Origin of the sequence: Bradyrhizobium sp. 61 (assembly GCF_023073075.1) — a bacterium.
Lineage (GTDB): Bacteria > Pseudomonadota > Alphaproteobacteria > Rhizobiales > Xanthobacteraceae > Bradyrhizobium > Bradyrhizobium barranii.
On the sequence record NZ_JADPIU010000082.1, the window covers coordinates 135,576 to 161,989 of the forward strand.

At 64.2% G+C, this 26,414-nt stretch carries 24 protein-coding genes and 1 tRNA gene; 13 read left to right on the forward strand and 12 right to left on the reverse strand.

Annotation, left to right across the window (positions count from 1 at the left end):
• Positions 1–63 precede the first annotated feature (63 nt).
• Positions 64–702 carry a (d)CMP kinase gene (gene cmk, locus IVB46_RS31535; protein ID WP_247306146.1) on the reverse strand — a complete coding sequence of 213 codons (639 nt, stop codon included), beginning with the start codon at positions 700–702 and terminating at the stop codon, positions 64–66.
• Positions 699–2,036 (reverse strand): 3-phosphoshikimate 1-carboxyvinyltransferase, encoded by a 1,338-nt coding sequence (gene aroA / locus IVB46_RS31540; protein WP_247344221.1) that lies wholly within the window; start codon positions 2,034–2,036, stop codon positions 699–701. The genes cmk and aroA overlap by 4 nt, the downstream gene beginning before the upstream one ends.
• A gap of 170 nt (positions 2,037–2,206) precedes the next feature.
• On the opposite strand from aroA, the gene IVB46_RS31545 reads away from it, so the two are divergent.
• The 3 genes from IVB46_RS31545 (at position 2,207) to IVB46_RS31555 (ending at position 3,165) form a co-directional block, all read left to right on the forward strand.
• Positions 2,207–2,614 carry a TIGR02300 family protein gene (locus IVB46_RS31545; protein WP_063980175.1) on the forward strand — a complete coding sequence of 136 codons (408 nt, stop codon included), beginning with the start codon at positions 2,207–2,209 and terminating at the stop codon, positions 2,612–2,614.
• Positions 2,615–2,710: 96 nt separating this feature from the next.
• Positions 2,711–2,786, forward strand: a tRNA-Ala gene (locus IVB46_RS31550).
• 136 nt (positions 2,787–2,922) lie between these two features.
• Positions 2,923–3,165: a GIY-YIG nuclease family protein gene (locus tag IVB46_RS31555; protein ID WP_247306152.1), complete on the forward strand. Its 243-nt coding sequence runs from the start codon at positions 2,923–2,925 to the stop codon at positions 3,163–3,165.
• Between the two features lie 12 nt (positions 3,166–3,177).
• Here the strand turns inward: IVB46_RS31555 and IVB46_RS31560 are convergent, their stop codons facing one another.
• Complete coding sequence (locus IVB46_RS31560) at positions 3,178–3,636, reverse strand: MarR family transcriptional regulator (RefSeq protein ID WP_028149792.1); 459 nt, start codon at positions 3,634–3,636, stop codon at positions 3,178–3,180.
• 154 nt (positions 3,637–3,790) lie between these two features.
• Between IVB46_RS31560 and IVB46_RS31565 the strand changes: the two genes are divergently transcribed.
• The 9 genes from IVB46_RS31565 to IVB46_RS31605 all read left to right on the forward strand — a co-directional run bounded on the left by IVB46_RS31565 (position 3,791) and on the right by IVB46_RS31605 (position 12,586).
• Positions 3,791–4,216 (forward strand): organic hydroperoxide resistance protein, encoded by a 426-nt coding sequence (locus tag IVB46_RS31565; RefSeq protein WP_014490914.1) that lies wholly within the window; start codon positions 3,791–3,793, stop codon positions 4,214–4,216.
• Between the two features lie 176 nt (positions 4,217–4,392).
• Positions 4,393–5,595 (forward strand): CaiB/BaiF CoA-transferase family protein, encoded by a 1,203-nt coding sequence (locus IVB46_RS31570; protein ID WP_247306154.1) that lies wholly within the window; start codon positions 4,393–4,395, stop codon positions 5,593–5,595.
• A gap of 220 nt (positions 5,596–5,815) precedes the next feature.
• The gene (ugpB, locus tag IVB46_RS31575; protein WP_247306157.1) at positions 5,816–7,132 is read left to right on the forward strand and encodes a sn-glycerol-3-phosphate ABC transporter substrate-binding protein UgpB; all 1,317 of its coding nucleotides are present in this window, start codon (positions 5,816–5,818) and stop codon (positions 7,130–7,132) included.
• Between the two features lie 48 nt (positions 7,133–7,180).
• Positions 7,181–8,062 carry a sn-glycerol-3-phosphate ABC transporter permease UgpA gene (ugpA, locus tag IVB46_RS31580; protein ID WP_063980179.1) on the forward strand — a complete coding sequence of 294 codons (882 nt, stop codon included), beginning with the start codon at positions 7,181–7,183 and terminating at the stop codon, positions 8,060–8,062.
• Positions 8,062–8,910: a sn-glycerol-3-phosphate ABC transporter permease UgpE gene (gene ugpE, locus IVB46_RS31585; RefSeq protein ID WP_247306160.1), complete on the forward strand. Its 849-nt coding sequence runs from the start codon at positions 8,062–8,064 to the stop codon at positions 8,908–8,910. Before ugpA ends, ugpE begins: the two co-directional genes overlap by 1 nt.
• A gap of 12 nt (positions 8,911–8,922) precedes the next feature.
• Positions 8,923–10,008, forward strand: coding sequence for a sn-glycerol-3-phosphate import ATP-binding protein UgpC (locus IVB46_RS31590; protein WP_247306163.1), 1,086 nt, complete (start codon positions 8,923–8,925; stop codon positions 10,006–10,008).
• A 308-nt stretch (positions 10,009–10,316) separates the two neighbouring features.
• On the forward strand, positions 10,317–10,742 hold the full coding sequence (locus tag IVB46_RS31595; protein WP_018645065.1) for an Hsp20 family protein: 426 nt from the start codon (positions 10,317–10,319) through the stop codon (positions 10,740–10,742).
• 51 nt (positions 10,743–10,793) lie between these two features.
• Positions 10,794–11,066: a DUF1150 domain-containing protein gene (locus tag IVB46_RS31600; RefSeq protein WP_011083553.1), complete on the forward strand. Its 273-nt coding sequence runs from the start codon at positions 10,794–10,796 to the stop codon at positions 11,064–11,066.
• Between the two features lie 152 nt (positions 11,067–11,218).
• Positions 11,219–12,586, forward strand: a complete 1,368-nt coding sequence (locus IVB46_RS31605) for a prenyltransferase (RefSeq protein WP_247306165.1) — start codon at positions 11,219–11,221, stop codon at positions 12,584–12,586.
• On the opposite strand, the gene IVB46_RS31610 is transcribed toward IVB46_RS31605, so the two are convergent.
• The 4 genes from IVB46_RS31610 to IVB46_RS31625 form a co-directional block, all read right to left on the reverse strand.
• Complete coding sequence (locus IVB46_RS31610; protein ID WP_071908888.1) at positions 12,583–13,434, reverse strand: DUF1194 domain-containing protein; 852 nt, start codon at positions 13,432–13,434, stop codon at positions 12,583–12,585. The genes IVB46_RS31605 and IVB46_RS31610 overlap by 4 nt on opposite strands.
• 173 nt (positions 13,435–13,607) lie before the next feature.
• A complete protein-coding gene (locus IVB46_RS31615; RefSeq protein ID WP_247306168.1) occupies positions 13,608–15,146 on the reverse strand; it encodes an AMP-binding protein in 1,539 nt (512 codons plus the stop codon).
• Positions 15,147–15,203: 57 nt separating this feature from the next.
• Complete coding sequence (locus tag IVB46_RS31620) at positions 15,204–16,334, reverse strand: DUF5938 domain-containing protein (RefSeq protein WP_247344225.1); 1,131 nt, start codon at positions 16,332–16,334, stop codon at positions 15,204–15,206.
• 36 nt (positions 16,335–16,370) lie between these two features.
• The gene (locus IVB46_RS31625) at positions 16,371–17,174 is read right to left on the reverse strand and encodes an SDR family oxidoreductase (protein ID WP_166347320.1); all 804 of its coding nucleotides are present in this window, start codon (positions 17,172–17,174) and stop codon (positions 16,371–16,373) included.
• 280 nt (positions 17,175–17,454) lie between these two features.
• On the opposite strand from IVB46_RS31625, the gene IVB46_RS31630 reads away from it, so the two are divergent.
• Entirely contained in the window at positions 17,455–18,093 is a 639-nt protein-coding gene (locus IVB46_RS31630) for a TetR/AcrR family transcriptional regulator (RefSeq protein WP_085405011.1), read from the forward strand.
• Positions 18,094–18,216: 123 nt separating this feature from the next.
• On the opposite strand, the gene IVB46_RS31635 is transcribed toward IVB46_RS31630, so the two are convergent.
• The 5 genes from IVB46_RS31635 to raiA all read right to left on the reverse strand — a co-directional run bounded on the left by IVB46_RS31635 (position 18,217) and on the right by raiA (position 26,368).
• Positions 18,217–19,329: a tetratricopeptide repeat protein gene (locus IVB46_RS31635; protein ID WP_247306174.1), complete on the reverse strand. Its 1,113-nt coding sequence runs from the start codon at positions 19,327–19,329 to the stop codon at positions 18,217–18,219.
• Between the two features lie 213 nt (positions 19,330–19,542).
• The gene (locus IVB46_RS31640) at positions 19,543–23,055 is read right to left on the reverse strand and encodes a filamentous hemagglutinin N-terminal domain-containing protein (protein WP_247344228.1); all 3,513 of its coding nucleotides are present in this window, start codon (positions 23,053–23,055) and stop codon (positions 19,543–19,545) included.
• A gap of 19 nt (positions 23,056–23,074) precedes the next feature.
• Complete coding sequence (locus IVB46_RS31645; protein WP_247306179.1) at positions 23,075–24,763, reverse strand: ShlB/FhaC/HecB family hemolysin secretion/activation protein; 1,689 nt, start codon at positions 24,761–24,763, stop codon at positions 23,075–23,077.
• 322 nt (positions 24,764–25,085) lie between these two features.
• Complete coding sequence (ptsN, locus tag IVB46_RS31650) at positions 25,086–25,547, reverse strand: PTS IIA-like nitrogen regulatory protein PtsN (protein WP_008141251.1); 462 nt, start codon at positions 25,545–25,547, stop codon at positions 25,086–25,088.
• A 221-nt stretch (positions 25,548–25,768) separates the two neighbouring features.
• Complete coding sequence (gene raiA, locus IVB46_RS31655; RefSeq protein ID WP_028149778.1) at positions 25,769–26,368, reverse strand: ribosome-associated translation inhibitor RaiA; 600 nt, start codon at positions 26,366–26,368, stop codon at positions 25,769–25,771.
• Between the last annotated feature and the right edge of the window lie 46 nt (positions 26,369–26,414).

Genomic DNA, 26,414 nt, shown 5'->3' on the forward strand with positions numbered 1-26,414 from the left:
GGGGACCGGGGTTATCGACCTCAAAGAGCGGGAGCGGGCGCTTCCTCCAATGACGGCGGCGGCTTAACCCCGCGACCGGCCCGCTCGGACGGCCTCGATAATGTCGATGGCGGCCCGGACGCCGCCTTCTATATCCAGTTGGGAGTTATCTAGCAAGTAAGCATCCGGGGCCGGTTTCAAGGGCGCAATCGGCCGGTTCTTGTCGCGCTCGTCGCGCCGGATGATGTCAGCGAGCACCGCCGCCTCGTCCGCCTCCTCGCCCCTCGCCTTGGCCTCCATGGTCCGGCGGTGGGCGCGGACCCTGGGGTCGGCCACGACGAAGATCTTCACGTCGGCATGGGGGCAGATCACGGTTCCAATGTCCCGGCCGTCGAGCACGGCGCCGGGCGGATCGGCGGCGAATTGCCGCTGGAAATTGAGCAGGACCTCGCGAACCCTGGGGATCGCCGAGACGATCGAGGCGCCCTCGCCGGCCTCCTGGGTCTTCAGGGCGGGATTGCCGAACTTTTCGGGATCAAGCTCCAGCGCAGCCTGCACCGCAGCCGCCTCGTCCCGGAGATCATGACCGGATTCCATCACGGCAAAGGCCACCGCGCGATAAATGACGCCGGTATCGAGATGACGATAGCCGTAATGATGGGCGAGCCGCTTGCCGAGCGTCCCCTTGCCCGAAGCCGCGGGCCCGTCGATGGCGATGATCATGAAAACTCGGCCCCAAGCGAACGCATCATCGGGATGAAGTCCGGAAAACTGGTGGCGATGAAGGCGGTGTCGTCGACCGTCACCGGCTGGTCGGAGGCGCAGCCCATCACCAGCGCGGACATCGCGATGCGATGATCCATGTGCGTGGCGACTGTGCCGCCGCCCGGAACGTGGCCGCGCCCCTCGACGATCAGATCGTCGCCGGAGACCTCGACCTTCACGCCGTTGACACGGAGCATGCCGGCGGTGGCCTCCAGGCGGTCGGACTCCTTGACGCGCAGCTCGTGCAGGCCGCGCATGATCGTCGTGCCCTCTGCGAACGAGGCCGCCACCGCCAGCACGAGATATTCGTCGATCATCGAGGGCGCGCGCTCCGGCGGCACCTCGACGCCGCGCAGTTTCGACGCGCGCACGCGCAGCTGCGCCATCGGCTCGCCGGCATCGCCGCGGACTTCGCTTTCCTCGATCGAGCCACCCATTTCGCGCAGCGTGGTGAACAGGCCGGTGCGCAGCGGATTGGTCATCACGTCGGACAGGACCACGTCCGAGCCTTCGACGATCAGCGCCGCGACGACCGGGAAGGCCGCCGAAGAGGGATCGGCGGGCACCACGACGGTGGCGCCATGCAGCTCGGGCTGGCCAACGAGCGTGATGCGGCGGCCGTGCTGACCCTCCTGCGCGGAGGTGATGTCGGCGCCAAAGTGCTTCAGCATCAGCTCGGTGTGGTCGCGGCTGGCCTCGGTCTCGATCACCGTCGTGGTGCCGGGCGCGGCCAGGCCCGCCAGCAGCACGGCGGATTTGATCTGGGCCGAGGCGACCGGGGTCTTGTAGGTGATCGGCAGCGGATCGCGCGCGCCCTGGACGGTCAGCGGCAGACGGCCGCCCTCGCCACCGGACACCACTTTGGCGCCCATCTTCTCGAGTGGATCGAGGATCCGGCGCATGGGGCGGCTGCGCAACGAGGCATCGCCGTCGAAAACCGCCGAAATCGGGCAGCCGGCGACGGCGCCCATGACGAGCCGGCAGCCGGTGCCGGAGTTGCCGAAATCAAGCGGCGCCCTGGGCTCGGCGAAGCCGGCGACGCCCACGCCATTCACCTTCCAGGCGAAATCGCCGGTACGCTCGACCCTGGCGCCCAGCGCCTGCATGGATTTGGCGGTGTTGAGGACGTCCTCGCCCTCGAGCAGGCCCGAAATCCGGGTCTCGCCGACCGCGAGCGCGCCCAAGATGAGGGCGCGGTGGGAGATCGACTTGTCCCCGGGGACCCGTACTTTCCCGGTCAGGGGACCGCTTGCGCGCGACTGAAGCGGCGTCGGCTTGTCGGAATCAGTCAAGTTTGTGTCCTTGGATAGGCCCGAAACATCCCTGCGGGGCTCGCGGGGCAGGTACCACAAGGTCTGCCCGCCGTCACGGGCATGTCTTTCTCCCGTAATGCGCTATTGACAGCGGGCCGCCAACTAGCCAAGTGAAACACCGCTTTTCAGACATTCCCAGGATTCCTGCCGTGGCCAAGTCCGAACTCGGAACCAAACGTATTTGCCCGACCACGGGCAAGAAGTTCTATGACCTCAACAAGAATCCGGTGATCTCGCCCTATACCGGCGAAGTCGTCCCGATCGCGCCTGTGGCGCCGGCCCGCGCGACCCGCGGCGCCGAACCTCGCCACACGCCGGCTGCCGACACCACGCCGGAGCCGGCAGAAGTCGAAGAGGTCTCGCTCGAGGAGGCCGACGCCGAGGAAAACACCGGCAAGGTCAAGGCCGCGGTGCCCGAGTCCGAGGACGACATCGAGGTCGACGAGACCATCGAGGACGATGACGACGATGATTCGACCTTTATCGCCGACGACGAAGAGGGCGATGAGGACGTTACCGACATCATTGGTGATGTCGGAGGTGATGAAGAGACTTGAGATCAGCCCTGATCTGTGAAACAGGGTGCACCGCGCGAGTCACCAGGCTCGGCGGTCGGGAGTGATCCACCAGGATCCTCCCAACTGGAAGACTAAGGGGCCATAGCTCAGCTGGGAGAGCGCTTGCATGGCATGCAAGAGGTCGGCGGTTCGATCCCGCCTGGCTCCACCACGCTTCGCCCTTCGGGCTACGCGTGGCGCAGCCGCGCGGAACTCGAAGGGCGAAGCGTGGTGTCCGGCGAAGCCCGTAGGGCGAAGACGGACTGATGAGACCCCCACCTAACGACTACCCCAGGCGATCTCCGTCAATGTGGTACGTCTACATCCTCCGCAGCGTCGAATTTCCCGAGGAGGAATACGTTGGGGCCACGGAGGATTTGAAGCGCCGGGTTCCGGAGCACAATGCGGGCAGATCCACCCATACCGCCAAGTTCAGACCGTGGAAGCTGATCTGGTACTGCGCGTTCCCCGACAAGTACAAAGCGCTCGAATTTGAGAAGTACCTGAAGTCCCACTCCGGCCGCGCCTTCACGAAGAAGCGGCTGTCCTAGCCTCTAGCCCCCCTACTCCCCGATCACCGCATTCAACCGATCCCGCAGCGCGACGATCTCGTCCTTCATCGCGACCAGTTCCGAGACCGAGCAGTCCGACGCCGCCAGGATCGACTGCGGCACGGCGCGCGCTTTTTCCTTCAAGGCGTGGCCCTGCGGGGTCAGCGCGATCAGCACCTGACGCTCGTCCTCGCGCGAGCGCGTGCGCCTGACGAGGTGGGCGGCCTCGAGGCGTTTGAGCAGCGGCGTCAGCGTGCCCGAATCCAGGAACAGCTTTTCGCCGATGTCCTTGACCGGCACGTCGTCGCGCTCCCACAGCACAAGCATCACCAGATATTGCGGGTAGGTCAGGCCGAGCCGGTCCAGCAGCGGCTTGTAGACCCGGTTGAAGGCATGCGCGGCCGAATAGACCGCGAAGCAGATCTGATTGTCGAGGCGCTGCGGGTCCAGCGCCGATAATTTCCGGGGCATCGAGAATCTCACGCGGTTTCCCCCATTCTGGGACCGGGCGGCCGGACATTCAATTGCGAACAATTAAATGTGAGGCATGCAAATTTCAATTGCGCACAATCTAATTGTTTGCGATGTAGGTTCCACCCCAACCCGAAGACCTGAGGAGACGAAAATGTCGGTAAACGTCCTGTACAAGACCAGCGCCAAAGCCACCGGCGGCCGCGACGGCCATGCCGCGACCCTCGACGGTGCGCTTGACGTCAAGCTCACCACGCCGAAGGAACTCGGCGGCGGAGGCGGCGCCGGCAACAATCCCGAGCAGCTGTTTGCGGCTGGCTATGCCGCCTGCTTCATCGGCGCGATGAAGTTCGTGGCCTCGCAGGGCGGCCCGAAGGTTCCGGCTGACGCCTCGGTCACCTCCACCGTCGGCATCGGCCCGCGCTCGGCCGGCGGCTTCGGTCTCGACATCGATCTAGCCGTCTCGCTGCCGGGCCTTGCCCGCGCGGAAGCCGAGGCGCTGGTCGAGAAGGCCCACCAGGTGTGCCCCTACTCCAATGCCACGCGCGGCAATGTCGACGTTCGCCTGACGGTCGTCTGATCAAACGGCGGATTGGCTGGCCCGAGATCCCCCTCGGGCCGGCCGCTTCCGCTTGATTTGCCACGTTGCGGGATGGCGCAGCGGCGGCGCATGCGGCCCTACGCACCAAGCCATTGCTGGCGCAAAAAAACCTCGCTAGGCCTGTGATCAATGATCGACACAGGGGAAGCGAAGGCATGACTGAAGCCGTTTTGGGCGCAATGAGCGGGCTGCGCGTCATCGATCTCACGCGCGTGCTTGGCGGTCCCTACTGCACCCAGATCCTCGCCGACCACGGCGCCGACGTGATCAAGGTCGAGCCGCCCGCCGGCGACGAGGTGCGCGACTGGGGCCCTCCGTTCCACGAGGAAGACGCGGCCTATTTCATCGGCATCAACCGCAACAAGCGCTCGATCGGCCTCGACCTCGCCTCCGAGGGCGGCCGCCTCGTGCTGCTCAAGATGCTGGAGACCGCCGACGTCCTGATCGAGAATTTCAAGCCGGGCACGCTGGAGAAATGGGGCATCGGCAACGATGTGCTCAGCAAGAAATTCCCGCGCCTGGTGCATTGCCGGATCTGCGGCTTCGGCGCCGACGGACCGCGCGGCGGCAATCCCGGCTATGACGCCATCATCCAGGCGATGACCGGCATGATCGCGGCGACCGGTTCGCCCGAGAGCGGACCGATGCGGATCGGCGTGCCGCTGGTCGACATCACCACCGGCCTCTATGCGGCGATCGGCATCCTGATGGCGCTGTCGGAGCGGCAGCGCTCGGGCCAGGGCCAGTTCCTGGAGACGACGCTGTATGAGACCGGCCTTGCCATCATGCATCCGCACACCGCGAATTATTTCATGCACGGCAAGCCGCCGTCGCTCACCGGCAACGAGCATCCCAACCTCGTGCCTTACGCGATCTTCCCGACCAGGACCGACGATATCTTCATCGGTGTCGGCAATGACGGCACCTTCCGCAAGCTCGCCAAGGAAATCTGCAAGCCCGAACTCGGCACAGATCCGCGCTTTGCCCGCAACAAGGACCGCATCGCCAATCGCGAGGCGCTGCGCGCGGAGCTCGCCGCCGTGTTCAGCCAGCACGAGGCCGAGCCGCTGTGCAACCGCCTGCTCGCCGCCGGCCTGCCCGCAGGTCCCGTGCAGAAGATCGACCAGGCCTTGACCAACCCGCACACGATCGCCCGCGGCGATGTCATCGAGAAGGACTGGTACAAGGGCGTGGCCTCGCCGATCCGGCTCGATCGCAGCAAGCCGAGCCTGCGCCGCCTGCCGCCGAAATTCAGCCAGCACTCCCAGGAGGTGCTGGGCGAGTTCGGCTACTCCAAATCGGAGATCGACGCGATGGTCGAGCAGGGCACCGTCTGCGGCCCCGAGCGCAAGCGCTAAACGCCCTCGCCGTCTCACCCGAGCAAATGCCGCACTGCGGCGCGGGCACGCATGTGCGCCGCGAACGGAGGAGGCTGCGCGCTCGGCATTCGCCTATTTGACGGCTTCCCTTTTGGCCGCGCTTGCTGCTTTCGTTTCTCCCGCTTACACAGTCATGTGAACGTCATATGGCGCTGCTAGCGCAAGCGCTTCTTTTTGACGGCCAAGGGAGGTTTACTTGATGGCTCTTCGACACTTTGGGGCGGCTGCCGCAGTTGCGATCACGATCGGCATGGGCGCATCGCCGGCCTTGGCCGTGACCGAAATCCAGTGGTGGCACGCGATGACCGGCGCCAACAACGACGTCATCGTCAAGCTCGCCACCGACTTCAACGCCTCGCAGACCGACTACAAGGTGATCCCGACCTACAAGGGCAACTATCCCGATACGATGAACGCCGGCATCGCGGCGTTCCGCGCCGGCAACGCCCCGCACATCATGCAGGTGTTCGAAGTCGGCACCGCGACCATGATGGCCGCGACCGGCGCCGTAAAACCCGTCTACAAGCTGATGGCCGAGGCCGGCGAGAAGTTCGATCCCAAGATCTACCTGCCCGCCATCACCGGCTACTACTCGACCTCGAAGGGCGAGATGCTTTCCTTCCCGTTCAACTCGTCGTCGACCGTCATGTGGGTCAACCTCGACGAGCTCAAGAAGGCGAACGTCGAGATCCCCAAGACCTGGCCGGAAACGTTCGAGGCCGCCAAGAAGCTGAAGGCTGCGGGTCATGACACCTGCGGCTTCTCCGGTTCCTGGGTCACCTGGGTCAATCTCGAGCAGCTCTCCGCCTGGCACAACGTACCGCTCGCCAGCAAGGCCAACGGCCTCGACGGCTTCGACACCGTGCTGGAGTTCAACGGCCCGCTCCAGGTCAAGCATCTCGAAACCCTGGTCGAGCTGCAGAAGACCAAGACCTACGACTATGCCGGCCGCACCAACACCGGCGAAGGCCGCTTCACCTCCGGCGAATGCCCGATCTACCTGACCTCGTCGGCGTTCTTCGGCAACGTCAAGGCGCAGGCCAAGTTCAACTTCACCGCCGTGCCGATGCCATACTATCCGGACGTCAAGGGCGCGCCGCAGAACTCGATCATCGGCGGCGCTTCGCTCTGGGTCATGGGCGGCAAGCCGGCCGACGAATACAAGGGCGTGGCGAAGTTTCTGACCTTCCTCTCGGACACCGATCGCCAGGTCTACATCCACAAGGCCTCGGGCTATCTGCCGATCACCAAGGCAGCCTACGCCAAGGCGAAGGAAGAAGGCTTCTACAAGGATCAGCCTTATCTCGAGACCCCGCTGATCGAGCTGACCAACAAGGAGCCGACCGACAATTCGCGCGGTCTGCGCCTCGGCAACATGGTTCAGCTGCGTGACGTCTGGTCGGAAGAGATCGAGCAGGCGCTGGCCGGCAAGAAGACCGCCAAGCAGGCGCTGGATGCCGCCGTCGAGCGCGGCAACACGATGCTGCGGCAGTTCGAAAAAACCGCCGTCAAGTGAGGCGACGAGCGGCAGGCCGCGACCCGGCCTGCCGCTTCTGCTGACATCATGCAAAAGCAAGCCATTTTCCAAGCAAAACTATTGCCCTACGCGCTGGTTGCGCCGCAGCTCGCGATCGTCCTGATTTTTTTCTACTGGCCGGCCGCGCAGGCGGTGATCCAATCCTTCCTGCTCCAGGACGCCTTCGGTCTGTCGACAAGCTTCGTCTGGTTCGAGAATTATCAGGACCTGTTCAAGGACCCGGCCTATTTCGAGGCGGTTGTCCGTACGTTCGTCTTTTCGTTCGCCATCGCCGTCTCGTCGCTGTCCTTCGCGCTCTTGCTCGCCGTGATGGCCGACAAGCCGCTGCGTGGCTCGATGCTCTACCGCACGCTGCTGATCTGGCCCTATGCAGTGGCGCCGCCCGTGGTCGGCGTGCTCTGGATCTTCATGCTGCATCCTTCGCTCGGCGTGCTGTCGCGCTATCTGCGCAACCTGGGCGTCGACTGGAATCCGCTGCTTGACGGCAACCAGGCGGCTGGGCTGATCATCCTCGCCGCGGCGTGGAAGCAGATCTCCTATAATTTCCTGTTCTTCCTCGCCGGCCTGCAAGCCATCCCCCGAAGCGTGTTCGAGGCCGCCGCGATCGACGGCGCCCGCCCGATGCGGCGGTTCTGGACAGTGACCTTCCCGCTGCTGTCGCCCACGATCTTCTTCCTGCTGGTCGTCAACATCGTCTACGCCTTCTTCGACACCTTCGGCATCATCGACACCATGACCCGCGGCGGTCCCGGAACATCGACGGTCACGCTGGTCTACAAGGTCTATTCCGACGGCCTGCTCGGCGGCAATCTCGGCAGCTCGGCGGCGCAATCGGTGATCCTGATGGTCATGGTGATCGTGCTGACGGGAATCCAGTTCCGCTTCGTCGAACGCAAGGTGACCTACTGATGGTCGAAGAAGAGGGCTTTCGGCGCTACGTCGCCCACGCGATTCTCTGGATCGGGATCGCGATCGTCGCATTCCCGGTCTACATCGCGATCGTCGCCTCGACCCAGGACAACGCCCTGATCGCGAACGGGCAGATGTCGCTGCTGCCGGGCGGCCATTTCTTCGAGGTCTACTACAAGACCATCTTCATCGGCACGAGCGGCTCGACCCGCGAGCCCGTCGGCAACATGATGCTGAACTCGCTGGTGATGGCGCTGGCAATCGCGATCGGCAAGATCGCGATCTCGATCATCTCGGCCTATGCGATCGTGTATTTCCGCTTTCCGTTCCGGATGGCGATCTTCTGGATCATCTTCATCACGTTGATGCTGCCGGTCGAGGTGCGCATCTACCCGACCTACAAGATCGTCGCCGATCTGCACATGCTCGACAGCTATGCGGGCCTCGCGCTGCCGCTGATCGCGTCGGCCACCGCGACGCTGCTGTTCCGCCAGTTCTTCATGACCGTGCCAGACGAGCTGCTGGAGGCCTCGCGCATCGACGGTGCCGGCCCCTTGCGTTTCTTCTGGGATACGCTGCTGCCGCTGTCGCGCACCAACATGGCGGCGCTGTTCGTGATTCTCTTCATCCTCGGCTGGAATCAATATCTCTGGCCGCTGCTGATCACCACGCGCGACGACATGCAGACCATCCAGGTCGGCATCCGCAAGATGATCACCACTACCGATGCGCTGACCGAATGGCCGATCGTGATGGCCACGGCCGTGTTGGCCATGCTGCCGCCGGTGTTCGTCGTCGTCGCCATGCAGAAATTGTTCGTGCGCGGCCTGGTCGAGACGGAAAAGTAGAAGCGAGTTTTCATGGCTAACGTTACCCTGCGCAACGTCCGCAAGACCTATCCCGGCGGCTTCGAGGCCATCAAGGGCGTCAACGTCGATGTCGGCGACGGCCAGTTCTGTGTGCTGGTCGGCCCCTCCGGCTGCGGCAAGTCCACGCTGCTGCGCATGGTCGCAGGTCTCGAGACTGTCACCGGCGGCGAGATCGACATCGGCGGCCGCGTCGTCAACCAGATCGAGCCCGCCGATCGCGACATCGCGATGGTGTTCCAGAACTACGCGCTCTATCCGCATATGAGCGTCTTCAACAACATGGCCTACGGCCTGCGCAACCGCGGCATGAAGGAGGCCGAGGTCAAGACCCGCGTCGACGAGGCCGCGCGCGTGCTCGAGCTCACGCCGATGCTGGAGCGCAAGCCGCGTCAGCTCTCCGGCGGCCAGCGCCAGCGCGTCGCCATGGGCCGTGCCATCGTGCGCCAGCCAAAGGTGTTTCTGTTCGACGAGCCGCTGTCGAACCTGGACGCAAAGCTGCGCATCGCGATGCGGGTCGAGATCCGCAAATTGCAGCGCCGGCTCAACACGACCTCGATCTACGTCACCCACGACCAGCTCGAGGCGATGACGCTCGCCGATATTCTCGTGGTCATGAACGGCGGCCAGGTCGAGCAGGTCGGCAATCCCCTTGCGATCTACGAGAAGCCGGCGACGACCTTCGTCGCCTCCTTCATCGGGGCACCGCCGATGAACCTGATGTCGACGCGCGCCGATGAGATCAAATCGCAGCTCGGCGCCAGCGCGGGCGAGGCCGGCATCCTCGGCATCCGCCCGGAAGATTTCGTCATCACCGACCAGACCCCGGCCGGCGGCGTCGCACTGCCGCTGACCGTGGAAGCGATCGAGCGCGTCGGCGCCGAGACTTTCGTCTACGGCACGCGGGCCCAGGACGAGCAGCGCGTCGCCGCCACCCCCGGCGAACTGCCGCCCGGCGAGGTCATCGTCCGCATTCCCGGAACCGAGGCCCCCGCCATCGGTGAGAGGATCCGCGTCGCCGCGGTACGGCCGAAGCTGCACCTTTTCAGCGGCGACGGACGGACGCGGATCGGGGCCTGAGCGGTTCCGAGGGCCGGCCGATCAAAAACGCGAAAAACAACCCCATGCACAGTAGCCGGGGGTTTGATTTTATTGAGATAAATCGTCGGCCGATTCGTCATGCCCGGGCTTGCCCGAGCATTTGCGTTCCCGGTGACGAATCGGGCGCTTCCGCGCGACCGCGAGCGGGGTCAGGCGCGAAAATGGGCAATCCACAGGCCCCCGCTACGTCCTTGAACCGACACGGGGTTATGACCATATTGCTGACCAAGGGGCGCCGCTTCCGGGCCCTGAAATGCCAAAGTCGCTTCGAGAGGACTTTGTAAACTATGTCTCGTGTTCCAACGCTTTCCAGTCCGTTCCTTCTGGGCTTCGACGAGATCGAGCGCGTGCTTGATCGCGTCGTCAAAGGCGCCGACGGCTACCCTCCCTACAATATCGAGAGGTGCGACCGGTCGGACGGTCAGCCCGAGCGGCTGCGGATCACGCTGGCGGTCGCCGGATTCACCCGCGACCAACTCGATGTAACCATTGAGGAAAACCAGCTCGTGATTCGCGGGCGTCAGCAGGACGACAAGTCCCGGCAATACATCCATCGCGGCATCGCCGCGCGCCACTTCCAGCGCACCTTCGTGCTGGCGGAGGGGATGCTCGTGCTGGGAGCGGATCTGAAGAACGGGCTGCTGTCGGTCGATCTTGCCCGGCCTGAACCGGAGAGGATCGTTAAGACAATCGCTATCAATGAGCACGAATAATGGAACGAGTAGCGGACTCGACCGCTTAGTTTCTGTGAAGGAGTCGAGACCATGAGTGAAGGTCACGTTGCGTTCGAATACGAAGCCAAGAACGTCTCGCCCGAGACGCTGGCAACTCTCGGCGAAGGTCATATCGCCTATGTGAAGCAGATCCGCTCCGAGGATGTGCCGGGCCTGTTTCCCGAAGCGCCAAAGATCGCGCCGGGCCTCAAGCTCTTCGCGCTCCACGCCGCCGACGGCACGCCGATCATGCTGACCGACAGCCGCGAAGCCGCGGTCGCCAACGCCTGGAGCAACGAGCTGCAAGCCGTGAGCGTGCACTGACGCACGCTTAGCGCGACATCTGCGAATTCAAATGCGCGGGCATGCCTCAAGGCGGCCCGCGCATTTTTTATGGGCCATCTGGCGAAGCGTCGACGTTCCGGCCTAGCATCGGGCTCAACGCCGAAGCGGGTGCTCTGAGAAGAGAATCGAGAATGACGTCGGACGGTCCAAGTGCGGTGCTCTCATCCGATGAGATCGAGGCGATTGCGCGCGATGCCATTGCGGAAGCTCAGGCGGGAAGAACACAGGCCGCGTTGCACAAGCTGATGCCGCTGCGAAAAGCGCAGCCCCGGCAGCCCGAAGCCGCCATGGCATTGCTGCGGGTTGTCCATGATCGATGCTTGCAAAGAGAAGCCGCGATAGACGTTCTGTCAGAGGTCGCACAATCTCACGATCAGGACTTCTGGATTCTCTCGACTGTAGGGCTCTGCCTTGAAGCAGCGCGCGACATTGACGATCTCAATGCACCGCCGCCCGATATTGCATTGTTCCGTTTGGTCGTCGAAAAACTGGGCGGGTTGGCCAAGGTCCACGAGGGGCAACCCGAACAGGAACCGATTCTCGAAGGTCTGGCCACTGCGGCGCGAATGCTGTCGCGCCAGCAAGATGCGATTGCCGAGAGCAGCTATCGGAAACTCACCGAACTCAATCCGCAAAACAGCACCCACCATTACAATCTGGGTCTTTTCTACAAGACACGCGGCAGATTCGCAGATGGCGCGACCGCAAACCAGATCGCAGCCAGCCTCGCGGACGAAGTCACCGAGAGTTACGAGTGGAACCTTGGTATCTGCGCCACCGGCGCAAAGAATGCCTCTCTGGCACTGGATGTCTGGAGGCGCATGGGGCTTGCGATCGAGATCGGGCGCTTTGGCTTGCCGGAATGCTCATTGTCTCAATGCAAGGTCAAGCTGGCGGAGCGGCCCCTGGCGGAGCGCACGGCCGATCAGGACGATCCGGGCGCGGAGGAAACCATCTGGATCGAACGGTTGAGCCCGTGCCACGGCATCGTCCGCAGTGTGCTCTACCAGAAGCTCGGCGTGGACTATGGCGACGTCATCCTGATCGACGGCGCGCCGATTACACATCACACGTATGGTGAGGTGCAGGTCCCGGTTTTTCCACATTTGGCGACGCTGGAGCGGCGGAACTATCAGCTATTCGACTTCGCCGGCACACAGGATTCGGCACGGCAACTGGCGGACTTGACCGCAGAGCTGGATGAGGACGCCGTCGTCTATTCGCATTCCGAGAGCTTCGTGATGATCTGCGCGAATTGCTGGCGCGACCCCGATCTCGATCACGACCGTCACGAGGGAATAGAAAAGCACGTCGTCACGGGGCGAATTGCCGCTCCCGCGGGAATGGCCCCCGCACGACTGCTGGAGTTGATCGACAAGGCTATCGAGAAGCAGGAACGGCGCTGCCAACTCTATGCGCCAGACCTTTGCAAGGCGGCAGGGCTGGTGGCGCGTGAGGCGATCGACCGACGTCGGTTCGCTTTGCTCACGGGCAACTAGCGCATGATCCGTCGCCCGCGCTCCCGCCATTTTTCTTCGCCGACCAGACAGGACACCCGGGGCTCTTTCTCGGCGGTTCGGACGATCCTCCCCTCCGGCGTGAGGCCCGCAACTTCGAGAACAAGCTTGGTCCGGATCGCTTCCTGGAATTTTTCGCGATCCTTGATTGTCATGATGAAGGCACCCGGCCCTCCGATCACGCAGTCCTCGTAATAGAGATCGAGATTCTCGATATCGGTCGTCAAATAGGACGGCTCCTTCACCATGATCGGCAGACCGTTGATGATGATGCCTTTCTCAACGGCAGCGTCGCGCGCGCCGGTGACGGGGGCTCCGTCGTTGTTCGGCCCATCGCCGGAAATGTCGATGACGCGCCGCGACCCGCGATAAGGATTCTCTTCGAACAGCTGCACTGCGAAATTGATCGCGCCGGAAATCGAGGTGCTCGAACCTCGGCGAATCGGCGTTTTCATGATCTCGGCGGCCACGGCGTCCGCCGATTCCGGGCCGTCGATCACGCGCCACGGAATGATGATCCTGTCGTCGCCCGACATCGACCACTCGAAATAGGTCAGAGCCACCTTGCTGGCCGGACGGGCCCTTAGCGCCTGAAGAAAGTCTTTCGAGACGATGGCCTGTGCATAGCCCTCGCGCTGAATGGCGAGTTCGTCCAGATCCATCGAATAGGAGACGTCGACGGCGATAACGAGCTCGACATTGACGGACAGTGCGCTGTGCCTGGCGTCGGCTATCCCTGATTTCGGGCTCGGCGCGGCAATGCTGGCAACGTCACCTCCGACGATCGCCCCCGCAACAAGCACCGCCCCGACCGAGACACACCAGCGCATGGCGGCCCTCCCGTCCGTTCAAAAGCATGGTGACACCCAAAGCGCGCATCGAAAAGCGGAAACATGCCTTTGCCTGCCCGGACACGGATGAGAGTTCCAGGCCCGCGCGAATGTCCGCGTCAGCGCGTCTCGCGGATATCTTCGAAGCGATGGGCGCCGCAATAAGATGCGCCTCAGCCGCCTGAACGCTCCGCCAGCCGCGCGCGGATGTCCGGCTTCAAGACCTTGCCGACCTTGGAGCGCGGCAGATCGTCCCAGACTTCGATCTGCTTCGGTGTCTTGACGCTGCCGATCCGCTGCTTGACGAAGGCCGCCAGCGCCCTCGCATCGACGCTTTGGCCGGCGCGGGGCTGCACAACGGCAACGATCCGCTCACCCCATTTCTCGTCCGCCAGCCCGATCACGGCGCAATCCTGCACCGCCTCATGCGCCCGCAGCGCGTTCTCGACCTCGATCGAGTAGACGTTGAACCCGCCGGTGATGATCATGTCCTTGGCGCGATCGACGATATAGAGGTAGCCGTCGTCGTCGATGTAGCCGATGTCGCCGGTGTGGTGCCAGCCATGCGCGGAGGCTTCCGCCGTAGCCTCGGGATTTTTGTAATAGCCTTCCATCACCAGCGAACCGCGGACCACGATCTCGCCGCGGGCGCCGGTCGGCAGCAAATTGCCGTCGCCATCCATGATACCGGCCTGCACCAGCGGGCTGATCCGCCCGGCCGAGGCGAGACGCTCCATCGCGATCGTGCCGTCGGCATTGTAATGCTCGCTAGGTGCCATCATCGAGATCATCATCGGCGCTTCGGTCTGACCGAACAACTGCGCCATCGGCCCGATACGCTGGAGCGCTTCCGCAAGCCGCGCGGCCGAGATCGGCGCCGCGCCGTACCAGAAACATTGCAGAGACCCGAGCCTCGCGGAGTCGAGCTTCGGATGATCGAGCAGCATGTAGATCACGGTCGACGGCAGGAAGGTGTGCGTGACGCGATAGCGCTCGATCAGATCGAGAAATTCTGCGATGTCGGGGTGATGCATGATCACGATGCGGCCGCCGAGCGCCATGATCGGGAAACACAGCACGCCGGCCGCGTGGGTCAGCGGCGCAAGCGCGAGGTAGATCGGACGGCCCTTGAAGGGATAGCCCATCAGCGTCAGTGCCGTCATCGCCTCGATGTTGCGGCCCGACAGCATCACCCCCTTCGGCTTGCCGGTGGTGCCGCCGGTGCCCGGGATCATCGCGACATCGTCGATCGTCTCGCGTTGATAGTGGTCGTCTGCAAGGCCGGCGAGCCAGCTGTCGAACGAGGGCGCGAAGGACAACTCAGCATCGAGGCAGACGACGGCGCGCAGCTTTGGCAGCTCTGCACGCACCGCCTCGACCATCGGCGCGAAGCTTGAATGAAACAACAGCAGGCTGCAGTCGAATTGCTCGAGGATGAGCCGATTTTCGGCCGCCTCGTTACGCGGATTGATCGGACACCAGACCGAGCCCGCGCGGGAAATGCCGAACACGCAGGCAAACGCGACCGGATCGTTGCCGGAAAGGATTGCGACCTTCTCACCGGCAGCAATCCCCGATCGCGCGAGCCCGCGCGCGACGCGGTAGCTCAGCAACTGCACGGCGCGATAGCTGAGGTCGCGTCCATCCATGGTGAGGCATGGCGCGTCGGCGCCGAGCGAGGCACCTTTGTCCAGGTAATCGATGAAGCGCATGATCAACACCCGAAGCGGTAGCGGGTGACGCGGAGGTCCGCGCCACCCGCGATTTACTTAATCGTGCACGGTCAGAACCGGCTTGCTGACGAGCCCGAAGCTGCGCAACTGACCGAGCAGCTCGTGATGGCCGAACGCCTGGCAGCCGGAGGCGAACCCTACGCGCTTCGGCGGCTGCTGCAGCAGGTGCGCCGCGGCATAGGCCTGCAGCAAGCCGGTCTGCTTGTAGTTGCTGTTGCCGTAGATGATGCAGTGCGCGCGCCCCAACGGGCCGGAGGCATGTACCGAATCCATCGACTTGTTGACGCGCGGGTTCTCGCGCGGCGGCATGGTGTTCATCACACCGGCGGCGGTCTGCGCCAATGCGGCGTAGCGGTCGTCGGGATTCATATCCTTGGTCGCCTCCAGCGCGGCCGCGACGATCTGCGGCACGCCCAGCATCAGCGCGCGATTGAACACGCCGCCCAGCACCTTCACGTTGGCCACGCGGGGATCGCGCTTGAACCACACCGGGTGCGAGGTGCCTCCCCAGGGCAACGCCAGCGCCAGCTCGTGCTGACCAGGGATGGCGAGGTTGTAGAGGCCGGCATCGGGCTGATGCTCGACGTACTTGTTCTGCTCCAGGTAGTAGGCCTTGGCCATCGCGGCGTTGACCAGGATGGTCTGCGTCGATGCGATGGTCGGGCTGCCACCCCAGAACACGGCAATGTCCAGCGTGTCGAGGCCGGGCGTCTCCAGGCACAGCTGCGCGGCGATCTCGCCGGTGGTGTACATCTGCGCGATGCCTGGCGCCAACAGCAGCCCGGCATTGGCGAACTTCGTGCCCCACTCCTGCTCGAGCGTGATCAGCCAGTCCTGCTCACCGGTGGTGTCGGTGTAATGACACTTGGAAGCGAGGCAAGCCTGCACCACTTCGCCGCCGAACTTGGCGAAGGGACCCACGGTGTTGAGCACCACCGAGGCGCCCTTGAACAATTCAGTCAGCGCAGCCACGGTGTGCGGCACCTTGACCACCTCGTAGTCGGCGGTCTCGATGCCCGCTACATTCGACTTCATCGCGGCGTTGAGCTTCTCATTGCTCCGGCCGGCGGCGATGAAGGGGATGTTGTATTCGCGCAAGTATTCACAGACCAGCCGGCCCGTATAGCCGGAAGCGCCATAGACGATGACGGGCTTCTTCTCGCTCATTGCGTTCCTCCGAAATGCTTGTTGTCGGCTATGTTGTTACATGCCCATGCCGCCATCGACCGGCAGTCCGATGCCGGTGATGAAGCGCGCCTCGTTCGAGCACAGGAACACCGCGGCATCGCCGATGTCCGTGACCTCGGCGAGACGGCCGAGCGGGGTTTGCTCCACCACCGAGCCGACTGCGGCGTTGACGTCAGCCGCGAGCCCGACCTTGACGATGTCGTTGGCGAGCTGCATGCCCATGTCGGTCGGGATCAGGCCCGGATAGATGCAGTTTACGCGCACGCCGAAACCGAGCTTGCCGGCTTCCATCGCTCCGACCCGCGTCATGCGGTCAACCGCGGATTTGGTGCCCGAATAGACCGCGATGCTCGGGAAGGCGATCGTTGCCGCAACCGAGGCGATGTTGACGACGGCGCCGCCCTTGCCGGCCGGCCCGCCCGGACGCATGGCACGGAAGGCGTGCTTCATGCCGAGCACGGTGCCAACGATATTGACGTCGCACATCCGCCGCGCGTCCTCGGCCTTGACCTCGGAGATCAGCGACGTGATCTCGATGCCGGCATTGTTGATCAGAATGTCGTAGCCGCCGAGGGTTGCGACGGTGTTGGCAACCGCCCGCTCCCATTGAGCGTCGTCGGTGACGTCGAGCTGGACGAAGCCCGTGGCGACGTCTTCCTTCGCGATAGCGGCTGCGCTGGCACGGCCGGTCTCTTCCAGGATGTCGGCGATCATGATCGAGGCGCCGGCTCGCGCCAACGCTTGCGCGATGGCCGCGCCGATTCCTCGGGCACCGCCGGTGACCAGGGCTTTCCTGCCTGCAAGGCTCTTCCCACTCATGACGCACTCCTCCGTTGCTGGTGATCGATTCGTGCTGCGCCAATCGGCGCGCACCAAGTCGATGGGCGCAGGCCTTTCGGCGGCACCCAGCGAAGCGTTCCTCCATGGCCGGACGTCTTGACGACTGTCCAAATTCTTGGAGCGAACCTCCGCCAAAATCTTGACACTTGTCAAGAACGAATTTGACAGTTGTCAAAGGAAGTGGTTGTGAGGGGATGGAGCATTCCGCGGTCGACGCGGTATAAGTCCTTGAAAGAACGGGACTGAGGATAAGGACAAGATGGCGCGGCAGGTGACGGGAGCGGCCCGGCGTGTGGCTGATGCGGCCGAGGTGCTGCGCGACGAGAAGTTCAACGCGCGGCGCGTCGAGCTTGCCGAGGCCGCGCTCGAAACGCTTGGAGAGCTCGGCTTCGCACGCACCAGCCTGCGCGAAATCGCGCAGAACTCGGCGTTCACGCACGGCGTGTTCCACTATTATTTCAGCGACAAGCTCGACCTGATCTGCTGCTGCGTCCGCCACTACAAGGCGAAGTGCGTGACGCGATATGACGATGTCGTCGCGACAGCAACGAGCCGCGACGAATTGACGGAGGGTTTCCTTGCCAAGCTCGCCGCAACGCTGCAGAACGAAGCCCGTATGCACCGCCTTTGGTACGACCTGCGCTCGCAGGCGATGTTCGAGGCGGCGTTTCGCAAGGATGTACTCGAGATCGACAAGAGCCTGGAAGCGATGATCTGGCGCATCGCCTCCCGCTATGCCGAGCTCGGCGGCAAGCGGCCGGCGTCGTCGCCCGCCGCGCTCTATGCGCTGTTCGACGGTCTATTCCAAAGTGCGCTGCTTAAGCACCTCGCGGGTGACAAGACGGCGATTCCCGAACTGCTCGACGAAGTCCGGCGCCTGCTGCCGACGGTCTGCTGAAGCGCACAGCGGCGCCGGCGAAGGCTCTGCGGCGCACCGCTCTCGACGATGCTTCGCATCGCGAGGGAAGCGCTGCGCTGCGTCCGGGGGACAGAGCGGAGATGCACGCTCTTTCGAGACGCATCACTTCAAAAAGCCAAGTCCTTCGCGCGCCGTGTCCACGGCCCATTGGTCGCCCGGCGGCAGCGCGAGCACGCTTTTGAAATCCGCGCGCGCCTTCGTGGCGTCGGACAGCTTCATGTAGAGGATGCCGCGATTGACGAGCGCGATCTGATTGCCGGGATCGAGCCGGATCGCCTCATTGTAGTCGGCGAGCGCGCGGGCGTGCTCTCCGATGTCGCGCAGCGTGCTGGCGCGATTGCTGTAGGCCATCGAATTTCCCGGCTGCAGCCGGATGCCCTCGTCGAAATCGGCAATGGCGCGACGATCATCGCCCTTCTTGCGCCAGGCGGTTGCGCGAACGAAGTAGGCTTTCTCGAAGGAAGGCATGATCCTCGTGACGTCATCAAGCTCGCGGATGGCGTTGTCGGTGTCGTCCTTTTTCAGGAGAACGATGGCCCGGCAATAATGGCCGCCAGCACTCCCGGGCTCCAGACGGACGGCGGTGTTGCAGTCGTCGAGAGCCTCGTCGATCTCGCCCTTGTCGAAATGGACGGTGCTTCGCAGCTCGTAGGGCCATGCGGCGGCGGGATTGCGCCGCATCGCCTCGTTGTAATCGGCGACGGCATGATCGGAGTCGCGCTTCGCCGCATACGCTTCCCCTCTCTTGATGAGAGCAAAGTAGGCTTGCTTGGGATTGCGTTCGATGGCCTCGGTAAACGCGCCGATCGCCAGATCGAAGTCGCGCTTGTTGAAATATTCGAGGGCACGGGAGGTGTAGGACGGACCGTAGCCGGGATCGAGGCGAATGGCCTCGTTGTAATCGGCCAAAGCGCGATCCCGTTCGCCCTTCGCCGAATAGGCGCGGCCGCGGCAGTTGTAAGCCCGCCCGAAATTCGGATCGATCCGGATCGCGGCGCTGCAATCCTCGAAGGCGCGATCCCTGTCCCGCTTGATGTACCAGGCTTCGCCACGCAGCTCGTAAGCAACCGCGTTGGTCGGATCAGCCGCAATGATCTCGGTCTTTTCGGCGATGACGCGGTCGTTGGACGTATCGTCGGCATGGACGGCAACCGTCACGGCAATGGTGACAGAGCAAAGCAGACCGAAAATCCGGCCGATCGAACCGCAATTCATGGCTCAAAAAACCCTGCACCGAAGCCGCGGCGGGACGCGCAACCGGGCGACGATCGAATCCGGCGGAAAGACATCACAGCGACCGGCTGCGAAAATAAGTCGCAGACCGCGGGGCTTCGGTTCGAACGGATGAGGGCCGCCTCTGCGGTCTCACCAGGCGTAGTGCAGGACGCCCTTGCCGGCGTAGCTGCGATTGTGCCGCTACCAGGTGCTCTAACGCAGCACGACCTCGATCGGCGCCTGGTCGTTCAACCCGAGCGGCGCGGCGGGATCGGGCGGAGTGGCGCCGCAGATCGGGTTGCCGCCAGCCCCAAGCGAACAGGCGCCTGCGTCGCGCGGAATGATCGCGAGCCGGCCGTCGACATAGGTGATGTCGTAGTTCGCGGATGTCAGCCCCGAGGCGGCGATGCTGTAGACCCCGGGATTGCGCGGGCCCTGGGCCGAGCCGCCGTAGTCGAGCGTGCCGGACAGTGCGGACAGCCCCTCCCCGTTCACGAAGCCGGAATAGATCGCGCTGCCGCCGGAGAACGGCACGCCGTCGTAATTCTTCGTGACGCCGTTGACTGCAATGGTGAGCGGCGCCTTGTTGACGGTCAGCGAACCGTCGACATAGGTGATCACATAATTGGCCGAGGAGAGGCCCGACGCCGTCAGGCTGTAGCGGCCGGCATTCACCGCGCCCTGCGCCGTGCCGCCATAGCTGAGCGTGCCCGACAGCACGGATGCAGTCTCGCCATTCATGAAGCCGGAATAAGCGACGCTGCCGCCGGAGAAGGCGAGGCCGTCATAGGTCTTGGACGCGTTGGCGCTGATGGTGAGTGGCGCCCTGTCGATGGTGAGGCCGACCGCGACCGAGCCGACATAGACCGCGCCGCCCGAGCCGGTCGCGTTGATAACGTCGGGGCCGCTGAGATTGTAGCTGCCCGCGCCCAATGCGGTGGTGACTGCGCTGCCCCAGCCGAGCGTGACGCGATTGGCGTTCACGCCGGTCATCGTCAATCCGCCGAGCGAGGCCAGCGTGCCATAGGTGGTGCTGGCCGAGCCCGCGACGTTGACATAGGCATCGTAGACGGTGTCGCCGAACGCGCGCAGCACCGGCATGCCGTTGTTGGCGCCGCTGACGGACTTGCCCCAGACGGCGGCAAAGTCATAGCCGTTGTTGATAAAGGTGAAGGGATCGCGCAGCTGGGCCGTGGTGAGCATGCCGCCATCGCAGATGCCGCCGCCGAAAGATGCGCCACAGGCGGCGCTCTGCCCCGATGTCTCCCTGTTCGCATAGCTTTGGGTGACGTCGCCGCCATCCCAATTCATCCCCACGATCGCGCCGACATTGCTGGTTCCCGACACGGTGCCCGCGAAGTAGCTTCGGCTCACGTGGCTCTCCTGATTCACCCCCACCAGCCCGCCGACCTCGGAATTTCCTGAAACCGCTCCCGTGGCGTAGGAATCGAGCACCGAAACGGCTTCATTGCTGTGCCCGACCAGCCCGCCAATCGAACGCGTTCCGGACACATTGCCGGTCGCGTAAGACTGGCTTACCACGGCGCCGTACCAGCTGCCTCCCACCAGCCCGCCGACCGAATCGACACCGGACACGTTGCCGGTGGCGTAAGACCGCTCCACCCGGCTGTACTGTTGGAACCCCACCAGTCCGCCGGCAGATGTGCCTGTGCCGCCAATTGCGCCGGTGCCCGAAACATTACCGGTGGCGTGACTGTCGGTGACGAGACCGATGTTGCTGTATCCCAACAAGCCACCGACATTGATGCCGCCGGATACGGTACCCGTGGCATAAGAGTGGCTCACCGTACCGATGGCATAATCCCCGGGGCCCGGTCCCATCCACGTGCCGATATTGTACGCGATCAGCCCGCCAGCGCCGTCCCAGCTAGCGGAAACGTTGCCGGTCGCATACGAGTTGGAGACGAACGAGGCGACGACGCGCCCTCCCAGCCCGCCGGCGGCGCCATAGCCCGCGATCGTGCCGGTGGCATATGAGTTGCTGATCGTCGTGATATAGGCGTCGCCGACCAGCCCGCCGACCATGGCGCCGCTGCCGGTCACATTGCCGGTGTTGTAAACGTTGCTGATGGTGTTGTAAGCGACGCTGCTCGTGCCGCCGTAGACCCAGAGACCGCTCGACCCCACCAGCCCGCCGACGGCATTGTTGCCCGTCACGCTGCCGCCTTCCAAGCCGACATTGCGGATGGTCCCGCCATCGATGTAGCCGAACAGGCCGATGTTATCGCTGGACGGCCGGTTGATGGTCAGGTTGCTGATGCGGTGACCGAGCCCGTCGAAAATGCCGGAAAAATATTTGCTGATATCGCCGATGCCGCCGATCGGTGTGAAACCGGCGCCACCATTCCAACCCGCCGTCGCGCTGGCATCGATGTTCGCGCCCAGCACATAGTTGCCGGACCGGTTGGTGTTGATGTTCTGCAGGGCATTCACATCGGTGATCACCGCATAGGTGATAGCGGCATCAGTTCCTTTCTGGGTCTGGAACAAGCTGCCCGCCGCCAGGTTGACCGGCGCGTTGATGGTGTAGCCACCGGTGGCCGTGGTCTGTGCGTATTGCAGGACCAGGCCGTCACTGCTCGTCGTGCCGGTCGACGTCAACGGCGCGTTGATGACGATGTTGTTGTCGGCCCGCAGCGTCAGGATATGCGAGCCCCAGGTGACGGCAGAGTTGACCGTGACGTTGCCTTCATCGGTGCCGCTGCCCGAGGTCGTCACCGTCACGTCGCCGCTCGCAAGTGCCGTCTGCAAGACGCCAACGTAGTTCGCGTCGATGGTGATGTTGACGGGATCGATCAGCCAATGCCCGCCCAGCGTATCGACCTTCAGGTCGGCGGCGAGATTGACCTTGGCGGCGGAGGTTTCGACCGAGCGGGCCCGCAGCGTGCCGCCGGCATTGACCTCGCCGTGCTTGGCATCGCCGAGCAGAAGGATGCGGCCGTTCTTGCTGCCGATGCTCGCGGCCTGCACCATGCCGGTGTTGTTGACGACGCCCTTCATGGCGTCGCTCGCGCCCTTGGCGGTGAGGATGGCGAGCCCACCATCGGCGCGGATCAATCCCTTGTTCTCGACCAGGGTCTTGACGGTAGAGGCCTTGACCTCGACCGAGAGCAGGCCGTCGCCGTTGAAGTCGAGCAGCACGTCGGTGCCCGCGGCGAGCGCCGTGCTGCCGGTGATGGTGCCGGAATTGCTGACGCTCGGCGAGATCAGCGCCACCACCTTGCCGGAGATGCTGCCCTCGTTGGTGATCGCGCCGCCGCTGCCGGTGAAGTTGTAGCGACCGGCCAGAAAATCAGCGTTGCTGATGCCGAGCGTCGAGGCGACGAAGCCGCCGGTCTGCACGCTGCCGGTCTTGCCGATGGCGATGCCGTTCGGATTGATCAGGAACACTTGCCCATTGGCGCTCAGGCTGCCGAGGATTTTTGACGGGTCCTGGCCGACGACGCGGTTCAGCGCGACCGAGGATGCGCCGGGCTGGTTGAAGGTCACGGAGCTGCCGGCGCCGATCGAAAAACTCTGCCAGTTGGCGATCATCCGGTCGCTCGACTGGTTGATCGTCATGGCGTTGCCGGACTGATTGATCGTGGCCTGTCCCGACACGACCTGGCCGCCGGTCGGCAGCGTCTGCGCCAGCGCCGGCGGCGTCAGCATCGTGGTCGCGGACAGCGCGATTGCGAGTCGCATCCGCGGCAGGGTCGATGTCATCGCGTGCCCCCTCGAAACATCAGAAGCGAATGCCGGCTTGCAGCCAGAACTGATCGTTGGCCTTGACGCCATCGGCGTTGGCGCCGGTGATGATGGAACGGCCGGGATTGTCGCCCAGCGTATGGGCCCAGCTCGCCGAGACGTTCAGCCACTCGCGCGTCCAGCGCGCGGCGAGGCCGGCGCTGGCGAGCCCGTAATCGTTGCAGCCGCAGACAGTGACCGGCGCGATGCCGTTCGGCGACACGTTGATCTTGACGTAGCCGCCGTCCAGGAAGCTCGCGAGTTGCAGGCTGCCGAAGCGCACAGGCAGCGGCGCGTTGTAGCGAAGCTCCAGCGTGCCGAGCACGCCCATATCGCCGCGCGCCTCGCCGACGGGATAGCCGCGCACGCCGAACGGGCCGCCCAGCGCAAAATCTTCCGAGGAATCGAGGTTCTTGTCGGCCCATTGCCCGTAGAGGCGACCGAACAGTGCGAAGTCGCCGGGCAAGGCCTGAAGCCGGGCAACCGAGGCATTGATCCGATTGAACGGCCCTTGCGTCCGGAGTCCAGCCTGGTCCACCGCGAGCGCGCTCGCCACGCGCGCGAGATCGAGGTCTCCAAAAGTCCAGCTCACCGACCAGTTGGTGATGCCGCCGCCGAGCAGCGCGTCGCGCCGGTCGCCGTTGAGGCTGAGCGTGCCGGAGGTCGAGCGCTTGTCCTGAAGCGTTCCGACGATGCTGTCGTCGACCAGCGCCTTCCAGGTCACGGTGCCACCAAGCTGGAGGTTGAAATCGCGCGAGCGGATCAGGCTGTAGTCGACGCCGCCATTGGCGAAATGCGCAAAACCGGTGAGACCGAGGGCGCGGCCGATGGCGTCGATATTGTGGTAGTCGAGATAGCCGTAGCTCGCATTGGCGATGAAGCCACTGGCGCCGAGCGGCACGCTCGTCGCCAGCGAGCCGTACTCCTGCCCTTGCGACACCGTGCCGGAGAGCCGCGTCAGGTCGCCGTAGCCGGACACGTCGGTGAGCGAGATGAGCCCGTTGCCCTGCGCCTTGCCCACGTTGGAGCTGCCGTAATTATCGGCCCAGATACCGCCCCCGAGAATGGGCGCCTGCGCGACGCCGACGACGAGCTTGCTGGTGTTCGGCGCGTCACCCGGCGCGAGCTTGGCATGCACCGACACGCCCGGCAGGTCGTTCATCCGCAACAGCGCGTCTTCCAGATCCTGCCGCGTCACGCCGTCCGACTTAACGCGGCCCTCGATGATCGCGCGCAACAGGTCCTCACGCACGCGCACGCCCTTGACGCGATCGAGCGTGATGGTCTTGAGCGCGCCCTCGGCGATCTCGATCGTGACGATGCCGTTGGTGACGTCCTGAGGCGGCAGCAGCGCGCGCGCCAGCAACCGGCCGCGGCCCTGGAGCACGGCCGTCACCTGATCGGCCAGCGCATAGAGCCCTTTGATGCCGAGGCGCTTGCCGCGCACCGAGGCAACGAGTTGCTCGCGCTCGGCCTGTGGCAGCAGCTCCACCTTGCCGGTGAAGCGAACGCCCTTCACGATGATGCGCTCGCCCCGGTCGGGGATTGCGGCGGGCGCCTGCTGCGGTCGAATCTCGTCAGGGGACGGCAGCCTTTCCTGCCGCTGCATCTCCTGCTGCCGCTGCATCTCGCGGAGCAGCGATCCGGCATCCTGCGCGACAGCCGGGACTGTGGTACCTGCTATCACTAGCCCCACCACAACAGCCCTGCTCTGCACCGCGCCAACCACTTTCATCCTACGGGCCCGACCTTCGGGCGATAGGTAACGACCTCAGCGAAAGCGCAGGACGGCGCGTCGATCCTAGCGCCACTTGCGTTCGTGGGCGTCTTTAGCGGACTCCGACAAGGCGCGATGTGCCGGACGTCTCAACTGGGGAAATTTTTCGCGTTCTCTTGCCGGCTAGTACGAGATCACGACATCCCGCGCGCATGCCACGAAGATGGCCGGCGTGCATTGGCAATTGCGTGGATCGATTCCGCTTCTCAGCGGGCGACGAGGACAGGCGACGTTACGCCGCGGTCGCGGGCGGCAGCGCCAGCACCGAATAGATCGCCTGGGCGTCGCGCGAGGCGCGGAGCTTCTTGGCGATGTCCTGGTCGCGCAGGAGGCGGGCGATGCGGGCGAGCGCCTTGAGGTGATCGGCGCCGGCGCCTTCGGGGGCGAGCAGCAGGAAGACGAGATCGACCGGCTGGCCGTCCATCGCCTCGAAATCGATCGGGCGATCGAGGCGCGCGAACAGGCCAAAGATCTTTTCGAGCTTGGGCAGCTTGCCGTGCGGAATGGCGACGCCGTAGCCGACCGCGGTGGTGCCGAGCTTCTCACGCTGCAGCAGCACCTCGAACACGGAGCGTTCGTTCTGCCCGGTCAGCTCGGCGGCCTTGGCCGCGAGCTCCTGAAGCGCCTGCTTCTTGCTGTTGACCTTCAATGCCGGGAGAATCGCCTCGGGTGCGACCAGATCGGTAATCGGCATGGAAGGTTTCCGAGGTGAATTAAACCGTCAGGTTCCGAATTGGCCAGCTTGGTCAAACCATGCCTGGCCGGCATCAAGAAGGTGAAGCAGGAGGGGGACTTAGCCCCGATCCTGATGTGGGGCGCTTCTACTCCAACGCAATCCCGGTGCCAACTGCTGCGTGCGGCTTTGCCCCGCTCATTGTTAAGGGCTGCGGTTGGTACGGGGGCCGGTTCCAGCCCTTAACCGTCCGGTTTGGCCCCCGGCGGGTCGATCCAGCCGACATTGCCGTCGGCCCGGCGGTAAATGATGTTCACCCGGCCGCTGGAGCCGTGCTGGAATACCAGGCAGGGCGCTCCGCTGAGGTCGAGCTCCATCACCGCCTCGCTCACCGATAGCTGTTTCAGCGAGGTGGTGGCCTCGGCGATGATGACGGGACTGTAGCCGGTGACCTCGTCCTCGTCCTCACCCTCGCCCGGCGCCTCCAGCACGTAGCTCGTGGCGTCCATGGCGGCCAGCGCCGCGGAGGCGACATGGGCCTTGCGGGCCGAGCGGTCCTTGAGCCGGCTCTTGTAGCGCTTGAGCCGCTTCTCGATCATCAGGAGCGCCTGGTCGGCGCTGGCATAGGCATCCGGCGCGTTCGAATCGGCCTCCAGCGTAATTCCCGTATCAAGATGCAGGGCACAGTCGGTGCGGAAGCCGAAGCCATCCTTGCTCAGGGTGATGTGGCCGGAATAGTTCCCGTCGAAATATTTACGCAGGACCTCGTCGGTCCGATCGGTCACGCGGCCGCGCAGGGCGTCGCCGACGCTGACGCTCTTTCCCGAGATTCTGAGGGTCATGTGATGCCTCGCTTGGTTTTAAGTGCCCAGCTTGGATCGGTCTCGA